This window comes from Desulfoluna sp. HI9BLuna (genome assembly GCF_056829775.1).
In genome coordinates this window covers 4,239,893-4,254,780 of record NZ_CP186555.1, presented here as the reverse complement: position 1 = coordinate 4,254,780, position 14,888 = coordinate 4,239,893, and the positions used below count along the sequence as shown (strand labels likewise).

Genomic DNA, 14,888 nt, shown 5'->3' with positions numbered 1-14,888 from the left:
AAGTTAGCGAATAAGAGACTCAATCAACGAAGATCTTACAAGGCAACCATCCATACCAAGACAAAAAAGGCCGATTGCCTTATCGTTGGTGAACGACCTGAAAAACCTCGCCCAACGTTTGGTTACACATCCTATGTCAACTCTTCACACCACGTGACTCCATCCTTGATTTCCACCGCAGGGTTTCCCACCGCGACTTTATGTGATCCTATGACCCGTGTGACCACAGAATGCAGTCCGATGATCGAATGATCCCCAACCCCCCCCCCTTTCAACACCGTACCCCCGTCGGCAATCCAGACATGTTCTCCGATAGCGATGCTTTTGGCAGGATTGATTCGTCGGCTGTCCTGAATAACATTGTGACCGTCACTTGTCATGATTTTTACATTGCGTGAAAACGATGTATTTTTATCGACTGTAATGGAGATACCATTCTCCTTGGCGGACAGGTAACACTTATGGCCGATTCGGCAATTTTCACCGATCACGATGGAACAATCATTTCCGACAATCTCCAAAAACGTATCACGGATACTGGCCCCTTTGTGGATGACCAACCTGTTGTTCTGCCCCTTGATGGAAATAAAGCACCGCCTAACGCGAGCCGCCCTGTCGATGCGTACAACGTGATTTCCCCTGATCCGCACTTTGTTTCGAACGTAGAACAAAATCTTATTCAACATCATCTTTCATGCTCCACCAGCTTGAATTGAAAGGCAACCCAGACGCCCTGTCGATCAAACCACAAAATTGATCCAAAGGAAAACCACCTGCAGTATGGAGACAGGCTATGGCAACTCTCTTTTTTTTATCCCATTGACGCACCAGTGGGAATTCTGTTTCAATTTTCCTGAATAAACTCCAAAACTCTTGCTATAGGATTCGTTTCTGTCCGTCATCGGATGGTGGAGGTGATACTGAACGGTGTTGAACTTGGTGGACATAAAACGAACCCCCACAAGCCTCAACCGGCGCTCAATATCGGTATCCTCCCCGATACACGCACTTTCAAAATCTTCATCGAACCCATTGATTTGAAGCAGTTTTTCCCTTGAGACACAAAAATTGGAACCCACAATACCATGCTTGCGAATGGACAGTCGAAACGGCAGCCAGATTGCGTTTTCCTTTCGCTTGCTGTCGGAACATACAATGGACGGCAGGTTCACCTGCCCCATGCCCAAAATCCCATTCAGGAGTCTGTCCGTAAATGACTTACCCAGCATCACCCGGCGACCGAAAAGGCAGACATCTTTTTTGCAGCGCTTTGCATACTCCGAAATAAACCGAGGGTGCAATGCGCAATCCCCGTCGATAAATACCAGGAATTTCCCTGTCGCAACGGCCACCGCTTTGTTGAGAATCCTGCACTTTCGAAACCCGTGATCCCTTTGGGTAAGATGCGTTATTGAAACCGATGATCGCACCCTGTAAGAATCCACGACCTCTTTGATGGCGGCATTGCTTCCGTCTTCAGCCACAACAACTTCAAAATTTGTATCCCTTTGCCGCAACACAGACGACAGAACTATGTCGAGAAAATCAGCTCGGTTGTAAACAGAAATTATCAATGTAATGTTCATTGTTTTTCCACAACATAAAAAACGTATTTTGCCTAAGGTCGGGACCCTCCGAAGTATATCTTCCGACCGGCCGACGTCACAGCGAGGTCAAAACCCCCAGCATTTCCTGAAATTGAGTCTGCTCATCAAAACAATCACAGGCCCGCTGCCGGCCCTCCTGGGCGATCTGCCCCCTCTCCTCACCATGGGTGTAAAGATATCCGATTTTGTCGGCCAGGTCCCGGCTGTCCAGACTCTCGAATAACAGCCCGGACCGGCGATCCTCAATGATCTCAAGGGGACCTCCGCGATTACTCCCGATGACGGCAACACCGCACTTCATGGCTTCAATGAGAACCATGCCGAAGGTCTCCTCCTCCGGAGGCAACACCACCACATCACAGGTCTGCATGAGCTCCTGCACGTTGGTCACAAACCCGGTAAACACGATATTCGACTCCAGTCCGTCTCGCTTCAAGTCTGCCTTGAGATCTTCAAGATACGACGCCTCCATGGCGTCCCCCACAAGAAGGGCCTTGATCTCCACCCCCTGTTGCTTCAACCGTTTTACGGCATCAATGAGAAGATACTGTCCCTTGCCCTCCTCGATCCGGGCAACCACCCCCACGGTAAACGAAGCCCCTAAGGCATACTGTGCACGCAGCGCCTGTTTCCGGTCTTCATCAATGGGCTGAGGTGTTTTGGCTCCAATATAGTGAGTCTCCACCGCGGGCCTCACGCCAGAGGGGACATACGCCTCGATCTGCTTCTGGACCTGCCGGGTAACCGCAATCATCATGTCCATGTGCTTGTACAAAAACTTATGGTACACATCCCCTTTGAAGCGGGTCATGGTCATGTGCCGGGACTGCACCAGCTTTGGTTTTTTCCGGGAAAAAAGCTTGGCCAACACGGCAATGGGGATATCCTTTGTCCAGTGGATATGGATGACGTCAATGTCCTCTGCGTCAATGATACCCGCAATTTTCCTGGCAGTACGAAACGGCAGGAGCTTGGGCGGCTTCCGAAGGGAAATACACGGCACCCCCGCTTTGTCAAAGGCCCCTTTCAACCGCCCCGCCTCCGACACAATGCAGGTCAGATTCACCTCGGGAGCAAGGAAAGTAGAAAGCCTCAAGGCATAAAGTTCAAGGCCTCCCAAATCTGGAGACAGGCACAACTGAAGAATATGTTGGTTCATACGAAACACTCCGTATCCTTAAATCCATTACGATGAACGCATCACCCGACAGGCCGCAATACAAACGGTACCCGCCATGGTATTATACCGCCATCTTATATGGCCGAATTCACCCGGTGCTCCGTATTCCGGGCAACCATCAAGCCACCGAAAAGAACCAAGACAAGTAATATCCCGCCGTACGAAACAAGCTCACCATGGAAAAACTGGCTCGCCAGAAAACCAGCCCCTCCGGAAATAGCGGCCTGCACATATACGGCTTGTTCTGGGGGAACCCAGGCCAGGCCCCGGATAAGTTGATAGAATATCAAAACACCACACACAGAAAAAACCAAAAAAAAGAGCAACCCACATTCAGCCAACAGCTGGATGTAGCTGTTGTGAAAATTTCCAGGATACGTATTGCTCAATGAATATTTTTTTTGATAGGCCTCGGACTGTGAGGCGTAAAAGGCCTTAAACTGCTCGTCGATCTTCTCCCGGCCGGCCCCCAGGAACAGATGCTGTTTGGAAAAATCCAGCCCAGCACGCCACAACTGGAGCCTGGCAAGATTCGAATGGTTGGAGGTGGTATCCCCGATGGACTTGAACTCCGTAATCACCTTACCTGCAGGGCCGATGCTGCAGGCGATCACCACCAGGACAACACCTGCAATAAGGCACTTGCGATTAAACAGCAAAGCATACACCCCAAGTCCCAAGATAACACCCAGCCAGGCCCCCCGAATGGCGGTCATGATCATCCCCCAGAAAAGCAGCCCCCCGATGCAGACCAAAACAGCAACCCACACCGGGCCTATCTTTCGCCTGAAGGATCCGTTTCCAAGATAGACCACAATGCCCAGGATAGCGACCATCAGCATGTCTGCGGTACGCCCGACGGCATGCCTGCCATGAAACAACCCAAACACACGTTGTCCTGGGTCTGCCATCCCCCAAGACACAGCCACCACACCCGAGAGAAGCACCGCCCCCAAAAGCCATCCAAATCTCTTTTCATCCCGGATCGCACTGGCAAGGACAATGGGAAGAAAAAAGAATTTCATGTCGTTTAAAAACGAAGCCACGGAAGCCAGTCCGCCTGAAATTGAAAACAGGGCCGTGACGGCTCCTACCCCAATGGGGATAAGGAAAAAGGAAAGATACTTATTTTCGGTTAAAAGAGGCTGCCTGTTTATCCCTGCAGAGACAAGCCCCATCAAAAGCAGCAGCCCTCCCAAAGAGTTCATGGCAGCCTTGGAGAGGAACACAAAGAGACAAAAAAGAATGGCAAGCCCGAATGTCGCCTTGTCCAAATATCCGCCCCATATTTCTCGTCGATTTACTACGATAGAGCCCTGTTCTTCCACACACCGCTCCTGAAGAATCATCAAAACATGCCATCAGAAAAGCCTGAACGCATGACGTTGTTTTTTATGCATTGCGAAAACATAAGGTTATTGCCGGCACATCATGGAAGGGCATATGAAAAGGGGCGTCGCGAAAACGAGGCAACGCTTATTTTTGAAACATTCTGGTCCCGTGGAGCGATCTCTTCCGTCCTTGATATCCGATCCAAACAGCCCCAACCAAACCCTGGTGGTCACCAAAGCTGCGTCAACCCGCCCGAAACCGCAATGTACGGATAAAAATTACCGCTACGTGCGTAGCCATGACGTTCCTCAGAAATGAAAACAAGATGCATCCATCGCCCCCCTGAATCGTCATACAGCCCGGGGTAGTATTTTTGAAAAGTGATATCACAACCTGGAGGCTGTCACAACGCCATAAACCGAACGTCTTAAAACATAACAAGAGACCGGGTGTTTGAAGATCCTTCCCGCCTGCCTGATACGGTCATGGGATATCGCTTCATTGCTCTCATTCCGGGTTTCCCGTTTACCGAAGGCCACCGGCAAGATGACGATATTACCTTCGCTCACGATAAATCATACGTATATTCAATGGACTTTTTCCCACAATGTTTATATATTCAGCTCGAAAATTATAGCAATCTTCCGTAATCGACACTTACGCGCTTGCGCGAAAAAAAGCGACCATAATGAAAAAATTCTCACACGTTAAAAATTTCACAGGGTACATGGCCAAGGTGTACCATGAAGTCGTCAAACGATCTGAAAAGCAAGATATCCTCGATATTCCTGCGGGAAATGGCCTTCTATCCCAAAAGCTCACCCAAGCAGGCCACAACGTCGTCTGTGCCGATATCAACGCCGAAAAACCGGACTATGTATACGCCGACATGGAAGCGAGCCTCCCTTTTGAGGATGAACGTTTCGATACCATCCTCTGCTTGGAAGGGGTCGAACATGTGATCGAACCGAACAGGCTCATTGCCGAGCTGTGCAGAATCTGCCGGTCAGACGGACGCGTGATCATCTCCCTGCCCAATATCCACAACCTGTACAGCAGGTTCCAGTTCCTCTTTACCGGGACGTTTTTCCAATTTGAGCCTTACGCCAACCAGCCCGCCCTTGAGCATGAAAAGATCGACAGGGGCCATATTTCATCCTTGAGTATCGTTCAGCTAAAATACCTGTTCGCATGCCACGGAGCTGAACTCATAGGTATAAACGGAGACAAGTTCAAGCGAAAAATCCTGATCCCTCTGCTCTCTCCGATTCTGCTCCTGGGATTTGCGTGGCTCCAGATGCCGAAATTCCGGAACAGGTGGAGCGGTGGCAAGGCATCAAAATCCCCCAACTGGATGTTTCAGCACAACCTGTTGTTCAGCCGATCGCTCATTCTGGTTTTCGAGAAAAAAGAGGACGGAACAACCTCACCCAAATGACCTACGCGGAACACCACTGAAACAGACCTTATATGAAAATACTGATTGTCCAGACCAGTTTTTTGGGAGACACCATCCTCTCAACGCCCGTCATCGAAGGCATTAAAAGCCTCCATCCCGATGCGGAACTTTGGATGATGACCACCCCCTTGTCCAGCCATCTTGTGGCCCACGACCCACTGATCTCCGGGGTCATTCCCTATGACAAGCGAGAGAGCGCCAAAGGACTCAAAGGCCTTCGGGCCATGGCGGCGCAGGTGAAAGCCATGGGTTTCGACCGGGTCTACTCCCTTCACCGATCCATCCGCACCAGTGTGATGCTCGCCCTTGCAGGGATCCCGGAGCGCATCGGCTTTTCCAATGCCAAAGGACGCTTTCTCTACCATCGGACCTTCCGACGGGACCCGTCGGTGCATGACGTACTGAGAAACCTTGCCATCCTTGAAGGCGAAGCCGACATCACCACCTTGAAGGCCGACATGCGCCTTTTCCCGCCCCCTGATGCTGACATCTCCGAGGACCTCAAACGCGCCATGCCCCCTGCCCTTTGCCCTCATGGTACCGGGAAGCGCCTGGGAGACCAAGATGTGGCACTCCGAAGGCTACCGCGCGGTTGCCAAGGCTCTCTTGGACAAAGGGCTCTCCGTTGTGGTGGCTGGCGGACCAGCCGAAGCCGAGGCCTGCAGCCAGGCATCCCAAGGGATCCCGGCCATAAACCTTGCAGGAAAGACGGGCATCGGTGAGATGATCTGGGTTGCCAGCCGGGCGACAGTAATCATCTGCAACGACAGCATGGCCCTTCATATGGCCTCGGCCCTCAAGGTGCCCAACGTGGCAATCTTCTGCTCCACCACCCCTGCCTTCGGCTTCGGGCCCTGGAAAAACAGAGCCATTGTGGTGGAAAAAGAGCTTCCATGCCGCCCCTGCGGCCGACACGGGAAACGGGAGTGCCCCAACGGCACCGAAGCGTGCATGCGGGAAATCACCCCGCAGCAGGTGCTCTCCGCCGTGGAGACCCTCCTGGCAGAGGAGCACTCATGAAGATCGGCCCTTATACTGTCACAAGCCCCCTTGCCCTCACACACGACGAAGCGGCCCGCCTTATAAAGCGCCTGCCCCACACCCTGGCGCAGACCACCAAGACCCTGGGAGGGCGAGGCTCCCTGCAGTTCATTGACGGCATCGCCGGAAGGCATGTGGCCATCAAGCCCTTCCTGAGGGGGGGGCTCCTGGGCAAGGTCAATCGAAAATTTTACATGGGGTGTGGACAGAGCAGGGCCGCTCGGGAGTGTGAACTTCTGGCAAGGTTCGCAGGAACGGCCGTCAAGGCCCCTGTTCCCCTGGGAACCATTGAATCGGGCAAAATCCTTCGATGCTGCTGGCTTCTCATGGAGACCGTACCCCACGATCACACACTGGCCACAGCCCATCTCCCGGAAGACCGGCTGGAGCCCCTCTTTGTTCGCCTTGCCCCCCAGATGAAAGCCCTGCTCGATATGGGAATCCACCATGTGGACCTGCACCCGGGCAACATCATCGTCACTGAAGGGGACCTGCCCGTTCTCATTGATTTCGACAAGACCCGGGAAGGGGTCGGTCCCAGGCAGGAGCTTGCTGACCTCTACGTCAAAAGATGGCTCCGGGCCGTGAAAAAGCACAACCTGCCCGAAACCCTCAGCCATCATTTCATACGTATCATGGACGGTCTGTAGCCGATCCGGCATAGCGTTCAAGGGCCAGATCGATCTTTTCCGTGACATCGGATACGGAGATGTACTCCATGCGCCCTGTCTTAAAATAACGCCTGGCCCCGTTCTCTTCCGCAGATTCCGTGAACCGGTCGATGAGAAGCTCCTGAAAGCGCCGGTAGGGCCCGCAACGCCTGGGGTTGGAATACCCGAACAGACTCACGGTGGGTACGTTGAGAGCCACGGCCATGTGCAGGGGTCCCGTGTCCGGAGAGACCACAACCGTGGAGCCCGACAGCACCACGAGAAGATCCCGAATACCGTTTTGAAGCGCAATAACGGGCTTTGTTTCGGCCAGGCGGCTGATCTCATCTGCCAGGACTTTCTCCCGCGGACTAGGGCCACCTGTAAGAACCGGAACCAGGCCTTTTCGAGCCACATGATCCACAGCCTCAGCGTAGCGGTCCGCAGGCCAGTCTTTGTCGGGGCTGGAAGAAGCCACCACAAAGGTAACGGCCGGAGCCGCCAGGCCGTCAAAAAAGGCTGCCCGCTCTTCCTGCTCGGCGTCGGTAAACCCGAAATTCCACGCCACAGGGTAACCCGTTACACCCAGGTACTCCGCAAACTCAAAAAACTGGTCCTGAACGTGGCCCGGGGTCTTCTTGGGAATGCGCCGGTTGGAAAAGAGCCACTGACACTCCCGGGAACGGTCCATATCAAAGCCCAGTTTGAGCCGCCCCTTGATCAGGGTGGAGATGGCGCTGGCCTTGATGCTCACCTGGAGCATGAGGACCACGTCATACACCTCGTCCTTGAACCGCTTCCGCAACGCCTGCCAGTGCTTGCGCCCTCCTTTGCGATCAAAGAGCACATAGTGATCTGCCGCCCCCTGATGCTTGACCATCTCATAGGCCAGGGGCTGGAGCACCCAAGTGATCTCCGCGTCCGGGTATCCGTGGCGCAGGGCCTCCACCAGGGCCATGGCATGGACCACATCCCCCAGGGCCGAAGTTCGAATCACACATATCTTTTTAGCCGGAATTTTATCCATTCCCACATCCTTCCCACGTTTTAACTCGCCGGTTCAAAAGGCCGTGTTGCCCTTGCCGGAAGACCATGTTTTCGGTAACCATGGGAGAGGGAAAATCCCCTTCCACTGCCGGGCAACGCTGTGATATGACTTGATGCACAAAAAAAGCCACCTCACACGAAGCCCTACACCAGCCGTCCCGTGTGTCCATAACCCAAACAACGACTCTGTGATACCATGACCCGATACAAAGAGATAGACATAACCAAGGTCCGGACCTACTCCGCCACCCAGCGTCCTTCCAAAGTAACCACCTCCCTTGAGGGCACCCCTTGCGAGGCGGGAACCTCCATGGCCCGATTCTTCCAAAACCTTCCCGGGATCTTAAAGGCAGGGGACCTCCTGGCCGTGGCCCGTGCCGTGGTGGAAGCCAAAGCCAAGGGCAAACCCGTCATGGCCATGATCGGCGGGCACGTCATCAAGACAGGTTGCTCACCCATCCTGGCCGACCTTGCACGGCAGGGATTCATCACCCACTTTGCCTCCAACGGCGCGGCAGGGATCCACGACACCGAGCTGGCCCGGTTCGGCCACACCTCGGAAGACGTGGCCGCCCAGCTGGAAGACGGCTCCTTCGGCATGGCCGAAGACACGGCCGCCCTGGTCAACAACGCCGCGGAACGGGCAGCTGAAGGCACCGAAGGGTTCGGCCAGGCCGTAGGCGCCATGCTCATCGAAGAGGACGCCCCCCACAGGGGCCGGGCGCTTTTGGCCAGGACCCACGAGTTGGGGATCCCCTACACTCTCCACGTGGCCCTGGGTACCGACATTGTCCACCAGCACCCCACGGCCAAGGGAGCCGCCATCGGCGAAGCCTCCTTAAGGGACTTTCGCATCTTTGCCCACAGCGTCTCCAACCTTGGAGACGGCGGGGTGGTCCTCAACTTCGGCAGCGCCGTCATCATGCCCGAAGTGTTCCTCAAAGCCCTGGCCGTGGCCCGAAACCTGGGACACAAGGTCACCCACTTCACCACCGCAAACTTCGACATGATCCAACATTACCGGCCCCACGTCAACGTGGTCTCCCGCCCCGTCATGCCGGGTGGCAAAGGCTATGCCATCACAGGCCACCATGAGATCATGATCCCCCTGCTGGCCTCTGCCATCATGGAGATCGAAGCCGGTAGCCTGTAGCGCCCGAGCACGTACACCCAAACGAAGGAAACCTGACACACCATGCACATCAACACCGATACCTTCAGCACCACACGCGTCCTTGTGGTGGGCGACGTCATGCTGGACCGATACATCTGGGGCGAGGTGGAACGCATCTCACCTGAGGCCCCGGTCCCCGTGGTCAAAACCGGTGAGACCACCGAAATTTTAGGCGGCGCAGGCAATGTGGCCGCCAACCTGGCCGGATTGGGATGCCAGGTCACCCTGGTGGGCCTCCTGGGAGACGACGAAACAGGCAGGCGCGTCACCTGGCTTGCACGAGACATGGGCATCGCAACGGACGGCCTTGTGGCTTCCAAAGAGCGTCCCACCACAACAAAAACGCGCATCATGGCTCAAAAGCAGCAACTCTTCCGACTGGACAGCGAGGTTGCCGCCATCCTTTCCGAAACCGATGAAGCGCAGCTCCTGGCAACCTGCCGCTCAACCCTGGAATCTGCCGACGCCCTGATCCTCTCGGACTACGGCAAAGGGATGATGCAGACCGAAGGCGTCTGCCAGGCCCTGATCCGCATGGCCACAGACAAAGGGATTCCTGTGTTTGTGGACCCAAAGGGGAGCGACTGGGACCGCTACCACGGCGCCACCTGCGTCACCCCCAACACCAGCGAGCTCGAACTGGTCGTGGGCCACCGCCTCACCCCAAGCGAAGCGGCCGTCACCGATCAGGTGGAAGAGACCCGCACCACCTACGGACTGGCCAACCTTCTCCTCACCCGGGGGGCCGACGGCATGTGCCTCAAAGCAGGCGCTGAAGACGCCTTGTTCATCCCCACCGAAGCCCGGGAGGTCTTTGATGTCTCCGGCGCCGGGGACACGGTCATCGCCACCCTGGCCGCAGCCGTTGCCGCAGGACTCCCCTTTGACGTATCCGCTCGCCTGGCCAATGCGGCCGCAGGCATTGTGGTGGGTAAGCTGGGAACCCGGCCTGTCACCATCGGCGAACTCAAGCAGGTAGAGAGCGACAAGAAAAAATCGGATTTCATCAAGACCTGCGACCGGTCAACAGCCGCCCACACCGTGGCCCGCTGGCAGGACAACGGTGACAAGGTGGTCTTTACCAACGGCTGCTTCGACCTGCTCCACCACGGCCACGTGGACATTCTCCACAAGTCCCGGAATCTGGGGGATCGTCTGGTGGTGGGACTCAACAGCGACGCGTCCGTACGCAGGCTCAAGGGAAGCCGTCGCCCCATCGTGGGTGAAGAGGACCGCGGCGCCATCTTGAGCGCCCTCTCCTCCGTGGACCTTGTTGTGATCTTTGACGAAGACACCCCCATTGAACTGATCCGGGCGTTAAAGCCCGATATCCTGGTCAAAGGAGCGGACTACAAGCCCCACGAGGTGGTGGGCAAAGAGGTGGTGGAGAGCTACGGCGGCCGCGTGGAACTCGTCCCCCTCATGGAGGGCCGCAGCACCACGGGGATTGAACAGCGTATTTTAGACAAGCAGTAAAAATCTTTAGCCATCACGGTCAACAGACGGCGTAAAAAAAGGCGACACGGTCATCCGTGTCGCCTTTTGTGTTCTCATGTCACCATGATCAGGGCGCCAACCCGACCATGGTGTTGGCCTTTGCCGGAAGGGCATCCCCTTTCATGATCCGCCACCACCCCAGGGCACGCCAGCTCTGCACAAGCCGTGACACCTCGCCGGTGTCCGGAACCTCGGCCTCCTCGGCGTAGGGCAGATGCTCCACACGGCTGCCGGAGATCATGTACCCGGGGGTCACCATCATGCCCCGCCCGATGCCCACCTGCCTGCGATCCGGGTCCAGCATGCTGGTGCCCAGGCTATGATAGGCATGACCCTTTGGGGCCGCCAGATCGAGCAGAGTCGGCATGATATCCAGGTGACTCCCTGCCACCTGCTTGGGGATGGGAACCCCGCTGAGAACCTCTTTTCCGTACAGCACAAAGGGGACACTGCGGCTCTCGTAAAGGGATGGGTGTTCGTTCAAAAATTTCCGTGACCAGTGGTCCCCTGTAATGGCGAACAGGGCCTGGGGAAACCTCTTTTCCGCTGCCCGGACAAACCGCCCCAGCTCATGGTCCGCGTACCACAGGTGACCAAAGGTGGCCAGGGGGATCTTTCCATCGTACACCTCCGAAAGTTCAGGGGGAATCGCCTTTAAAGGAAAGCCCTTGCCGTACACGTCTATATCGTAAGGCGGATGGTAGGAGGTGGAGAGGATCAGGTTAAAGGATGGTGTCTCTTTATCAAGCTGTTTCAAGATAAAATCGAAGAGGTCCCCGTCATCCACGCCCCACTCGTTGCCCTTGAGCCAATCGCCCATGTGGTTGCCGCCGTAGCACGCATCAAACCCCTGGTTCAGGGCGAAGTCCTCAAGGCGCTGCCAGGAGAGATAGCCTCCGTAAAACAGGTTGGTCTCATACCCCAAATCTTTGAACTGAGGAGCCATGGAGGTGGGAAACGGTTTCTGGGCTGCGGGCTGGTAATTGGTGATAACTCCCACATCGGGGAGCCCCGTCATGATGGCGGACAGGGAGACCATGGTCCCGCTGCTCGCGGAAATAAAGGATCGCACCTGCATCCCCTCTTTCCCCAGTCGTGCCAGCTCAGGCATCAGGTTCAGGGAGCGGTACCGCTCAAGGGTGGACCAGCTGTCCATACTCTCCATGACAAAATAAAAAATATGCTTGGGCCGCTGTGCTGCCGCCCCCCGGCTGGTCCGGGCCATGGCAGCGTCCAGGGAATTTCCGGGGGCTTCGCCAAAGAGGGAGCTCACAGCCCCTTGCATATCTTCGTCCGGTAAAATGCCCTCAAGGCCGGCCGCGCTTGCCACCTTCTTATGGTGCTTTACGGTGTAGCGAAGTGCGGACCAGGGGTTCAGCACCATGCGGTTCAAAAAGGAATCCCGGGTGACGGAAGCATCCTTCAGCTGCACCGGCCTGCTCACAACCGACCCCCGTCCGCAGAAGGTCACGATGCAAAGCATGCAGGCCACGGTCACCGTTTTCATGGGCAGAGATTTGCCAAGATAAGAGAACCAGGCGTCCGGAAAGACAGGTGTCTTGATAAATCGTAAGGCACATTTCAGGGCCAAGAGATAAAAAAGAACCGTTGCCACGGTGATGGTCACCACAGGGTAGCTGGTCCACGCCGACTTGATCACAGCACCAAAGTCATCGTACACCGCCCCGAAGACCCACTGGTTAAAGGTGTCCTTGTATTCGGTGACGAACATGAAGTTCACCGAAAAGACAACTGCGTTCAACAGCAGGGCGATGCGGGCCATCCATGCCCGCACCACGGCAGCGCCCCTTGAGACATCCGCAAACGCACACAAAATCGAGGTAAGAAAGGTGGGGATCAGAATCAACACGGACACGCGGCCGTCAAACCGGAGGCCACTGAAAAAAGCAAGGATGTAGTCTATCAGGCCGATGCTTCCAGCCACGGCATCGTGAAACATCACAAGGACAAACAGACGATAAAGTTGCAAGGTAAGGATCAACAAGAAAAGCAGCTTCATATCCTTCTGCAACTCAACACAAAACGCCTTCCACGACAGGCGCAACTTCCTGGGGTACTGCATACAACGTCTCCTGCAACACACCGATACACATTTCCATGCTCCGCTCTTATTTGTAAGAAGCAGCAGCAGACTTCGGTTATCTCGGCGCGATTTCTTTGTATGATCCTGCCCAAAGCCCTGGGGCAGGATCATCATTCGGAGGCCTATTTAATACATTTACCCTCAGAATTAAAGCCATTTCTCCGTTGTCAGTTCCCATCGGCCACCTGTAAATCGGTTGACAAAGCCACAATGCCTTCTGCCAAACAGATATGCTGCGCAGGATCCACATAAACGCTATGACACCCTTGGGGATGATGGAAAGGCCGTACGGATGGGTCATGGGATGAATTAAAAAAGGAGGGGGAAAGACAGGAAAAACCGAGGAAGGTGCCGAAGGGGAGCCGCTCCCACACGAACTCCCCTCCGGCGTTGACATAGAATCGTCAACTAGGTCCATAGCACACAACAAGGGGTTTTCACAGCATGAAAGCGTATTCGCCATGCGATTAACCCCGGATGGACCTGTGCGAAGAGAACCCCAAAAGGAAGAGAGACGACCGGAAACAGCAACATCGAACCGTTGTAAGCATCCGGCCCCCGTGCCGATTCAGGTCTCCCTCAGCGGGGCGCTTTTTGAAAAATCATGGCCTGGATGCGGGGCAAAAGGATTTCCCAACAAAGCCGGACGTAAAAAAAGCGCTACCCGTATTTATTGACGAATCAGGGATTCTAAAAGGGCGGTGACGGCAGGAAGGTCCTGATTGAATTCGATGGAAACCATGATGGTGGCAAGGGGCATGGAAGCCATGGTTCGCACCTTGACCCTGTCCTTGTCCGTGGTAAGCAGAACGGAGGCACCACAGGACCTGGCCTGGGCCTCCAGGGCGGCGACCTCCGCCTCGGTGTAGGAGTGATGATCGCCAAAAAAACAGCGTCCGGTAATGGTCACACCGAGCTTTTCGGCCCCCTCTTCCACGGCATGGTTCTTGGCGATGCCGGAAAAGAGAAATACCGGCCCCAGTTCATCCGGGCTAACGGGACGTCCCGTGCCGTCCACAAGGGAGGTCCGGTGGGTGGACGAAAGCACGGGCAGAGAAGCGACCATGCCCCTCAACTCCTCGGGCAGATGGCCTGAAAATCCATGGACATCCCCTTGGCCTGCGCGGGTCAGCACAACGGCGTCGGCCCAGGAAAGGGCAGACAGCGGTTCACGCAAGGGTCCCCTCGGCAGGACATGGCCGTTTCCAAAGGGGCGGCTGCCGTCGGCAAGGAGGATATTCAGGTCCCGGGCCAGGCGGATATGCTGATAGGCGTCGTCCAGGATCACCACATCGGGCCGAAACCGGTCGCAGGCTTCCATGCCTGCCGCGACCCGATCGCTGCCGATGACCACCGGCACACCGGGAAGCTGCTCGGCCATCATCACCGGCTCATCACCGGCCTCATGGGGGGAGAGAAACACAGCGTCTCCGTCGGAAACCACGGCCCCCCTTTTGGAAAGGCTCCCGCCATACCCACGGCTCACGATGACCACCCCGGCCCCTTTCTGTTGAAACCACCGGGCCGCAAAAAGGGTCATGGGTGTCTTGCCCGTGCCTCCGGCGGTGAGGTTGCCGATGGCCACCACCTTTGCCGGCAGGCGTTTTTCCTCCAGCAGCCCCTTTTCATAGGCCGCCCGCTTGGCCCGACCCAGGGCGCCGTACACCTTGGAAAGCCCCAGAAGGGCAAACTTGGGCGAAAACGGTGAGGTCCGCCCATCGTCTTCAAAGGCACGTTCAATGTAATCCGTCATAGTCCCCATACAATCACTCATTTCCCTTTACGAAACCCAGGTGC

13 protein-coding genes are annotated in these 14,888 nt (G+C 55.7%); 5 read left to right on the top strand and 8 right to left on the bottom strand.

The window, feature by feature from the left end; translation table 11 throughout:
* Positions 1-131: 131 nt before the first annotated feature.
* The 4 genes from ACOYW0_RS17230 to ACOYW0_RS17215 form a co-directional block, all read right to left on the bottom strand.
* Positions 132-689, bottom strand: coding sequence for an acyltransferase (locus ACOYW0_RS17230; RefSeq protein WP_482415049.1), 558 nt, complete (start codon positions 687-689; stop codon positions 132-134).
* A 102-nt stretch (positions 690-791) separates the two neighbouring features.
* Positions 792-1,586, bottom strand: coding sequence for a glycosyltransferase (locus ACOYW0_RS17225; protein ID WP_482415048.1), 795 nt, complete (start codon positions 1,584-1,586; stop codon positions 792-794).
* A 76-nt stretch (positions 1,587-1,662) separates the two neighbouring features.
* A complete protein-coding gene (locus ACOYW0_RS17220) occupies positions 1,663-2,766 on the bottom strand; it encodes a glycosyltransferase family 4 protein (RefSeq protein WP_482415047.1) in 1,104 nt (367 codons plus the stop codon).
* 95 nt (positions 2,767-2,861) lie between these two features.
* Complete coding sequence (locus tag ACOYW0_RS17215; protein WP_482415046.1) at positions 2,862-4,115, bottom strand: O-antigen ligase family protein; 1,254 nt, start codon at positions 4,113-4,115, stop codon at positions 2,862-2,864.
* A gap of 692 nt (positions 4,116-4,807) precedes the next feature.
* Here ACOYW0_RS17215 and ACOYW0_RS17210 point away from each other — a divergent pair.
* Positions 4,808-5,557 carry a class I SAM-dependent methyltransferase gene (locus tag ACOYW0_RS17210; RefSeq protein ID WP_482415045.1) on the top strand — a complete coding sequence of 250 codons (750 nt, stop codon included), beginning with the start codon at positions 4,808-4,810 and terminating at the stop codon, positions 5,555-5,557.
* Between the two features lie 80 nt (positions 5,558-5,637).
* Here ACOYW0_RS17210 and ACOYW0_RS17205 read toward each other — a convergent pair whose 3' ends face one another.
* The gene (locus ACOYW0_RS17205; protein WP_482415044.1) at positions 5,638-5,943 is read right to left on the bottom strand and encodes a hypothetical protein; all 306 of its coding nucleotides are present in this window, start codon (positions 5,941-5,943) and stop codon (positions 5,638-5,640) included.
* 115 nt (positions 5,944-6,058) lie between these two features.
* Between ACOYW0_RS17205 and ACOYW0_RS17200 the strand changes: the two genes are divergently transcribed.
* Positions 6,059-6,598 carry a glycosyltransferase family 9 protein gene (locus ACOYW0_RS17200; protein WP_482415043.1) on the top strand — a complete coding sequence of 180 codons (540 nt, stop codon included), beginning with the start codon at positions 6,059-6,061 and terminating at the stop codon, positions 6,596-6,598.
* Positions 6,595-7,269 carry a lipopolysaccharide kinase InaA family protein gene (locus tag ACOYW0_RS17195; protein ID WP_482415042.1) on the top strand — a complete coding sequence of 225 codons (675 nt, stop codon included), beginning with the start codon at positions 6,595-6,597 and terminating at the stop codon, positions 7,267-7,269. The genes ACOYW0_RS17200 and ACOYW0_RS17195 overlap by 4 nt, the downstream gene beginning before the upstream one ends.
* Here ACOYW0_RS17195 and ACOYW0_RS17190 read toward each other — a convergent pair.
* Positions 7,253-8,296: a glycosyltransferase family 9 protein gene (locus ACOYW0_RS17190; RefSeq protein ID WP_482415041.1), complete on the bottom strand. Its 1,044-nt coding sequence runs from the start codon at positions 8,294-8,296 to the stop codon at positions 7,253-7,255. The genes ACOYW0_RS17195 and ACOYW0_RS17190 overlap by 17 nt on opposite strands.
* A 216-nt stretch (positions 8,297-8,512) precedes the next feature.
* Here ACOYW0_RS17190 and ACOYW0_RS17185 point away from each other — a divergent pair, with 216 nt between their 5' ends.
* Positions 8,513-9,469 carry a GSU2086 family protein gene (locus ACOYW0_RS17185; RefSeq protein WP_482415040.1) on the top strand — a complete coding sequence of 319 codons (957 nt, stop codon included), beginning with the start codon at positions 8,513-8,515 and terminating at the stop codon, positions 9,467-9,469.
* Between the two features lie 42 nt (positions 9,470-9,511).
* Positions 9,512-10,966 carry a bifunctional D-glycero-beta-D-manno-heptose-7-phosphate kinase/D-glycero-beta-D-manno-heptose 1-phosphate adenylyltransferase HldE gene (hldE, locus tag ACOYW0_RS17180; RefSeq protein ID WP_482415039.1) on the top strand — a complete coding sequence of 485 codons (1,455 nt, stop codon included), beginning with the start codon at positions 9,512-9,514 and terminating at the stop codon, positions 10,964-10,966.
* Positions 10,967-11,054: 88 nt separating this feature from the next.
* Here the strand turns inward: hldE and ACOYW0_RS17175 are convergent, their stop codons facing one another.
* On the bottom strand, positions 11,055-13,070 hold the full coding sequence (locus ACOYW0_RS17175; RefSeq protein WP_482415038.1) for an LTA synthase family protein: 2,016 nt from the start codon (positions 13,068-13,070) through the stop codon (positions 11,055-11,057).
* A gap of 691 nt (positions 13,071-13,761) precedes the next feature.
* Positions 13,762-14,853, bottom strand: a complete 1,092-nt coding sequence (gene lpxK / locus ACOYW0_RS17170; RefSeq protein ID WP_482415037.1) for a tetraacyldisaccharide 4'-kinase — start codon at positions 14,851-14,853, stop codon at positions 13,762-13,764.
* Positions 14,854-14,888 lie beyond the last annotated feature (35 nt).

Bases quoted from the DNA above. Each gene is read 5' to 3' on its own strand.
- hldE (WP_482415039.1), top strand. From the start codon at position 9,512: ATGCACATCAACACCGATACCTTCAGCACCACACGCGTCCTTGTGGTG.
- ACOYW0_RS17190 (WP_482415041.1), bottom strand. From the start codon at position 8,296: ATGGATAAAATTCCGGCTAAAAAGATATGTGTGATTCGAACTTCGGCC.
- ACOYW0_RS17200 (WP_482415043.1), top strand. From the start codon at position 6,059: ATGCTGACATCTCCGAGGACCTCAAACGCGCCATGCCCCCTGCCCTTT.
- ACOYW0_RS17185 (WP_482415040.1), top strand. From the start codon at position 8,513: ATGACCCGATACAAAGAGATAGACATAACCAAGGTCCGGACCTACTCC.
- ACOYW0_RS17195 (WP_482415042.1), top strand. From the start codon at position 6,595: ATGAAGATCGGCCCTTATACTGTCACAAGCCCCCTTGCCCTCACACAC.
- ACOYW0_RS17205 (WP_482415044.1), bottom strand. From the start codon at position 5,943: ATGGTAGAGAAAGCGTCCTTTGGCATTGGAAAAGCCGATGCGCTCCGG.
- ACOYW0_RS17220 (WP_482415047.1), bottom strand. From the start codon at position 2,766: ATGAACCAACATATTCTTCAGTTGTGCCTGTCTCCAGATTTGGGAGGC.
- lpxK (WP_482415037.1), bottom strand. From the start codon at position 14,853: ATGGGGACTATGACGGATTACATTGAACGTGCCTTTGAAGACGATGGG.
- ACOYW0_RS17210 (WP_482415045.1), top strand. From the start codon at position 4,808: ATGAAAAAATTCTCACACGTTAAAAATTTCACAGGGTACATGGCCAAG.
- ACOYW0_RS17230 (WP_482415049.1), bottom strand. From the start codon at position 689: ATGATGTTGAATAAGATTTTGTTCTACGTTCGAAACAAAGTGCGGATC.
- ACOYW0_RS17225 (WP_482415048.1), bottom strand. From the start codon at position 1,586: ATGAACATTACATTGATAATTTCTGTTTACAACCGAGCTGATTTTCTC.
- ACOYW0_RS17175 (WP_482415038.1), bottom strand. From the start codon at position 13,070: ATGCAGTACCCCAGGAAGTTGCGCCTGTCGTGGAAGGCGTTTTGTGTT.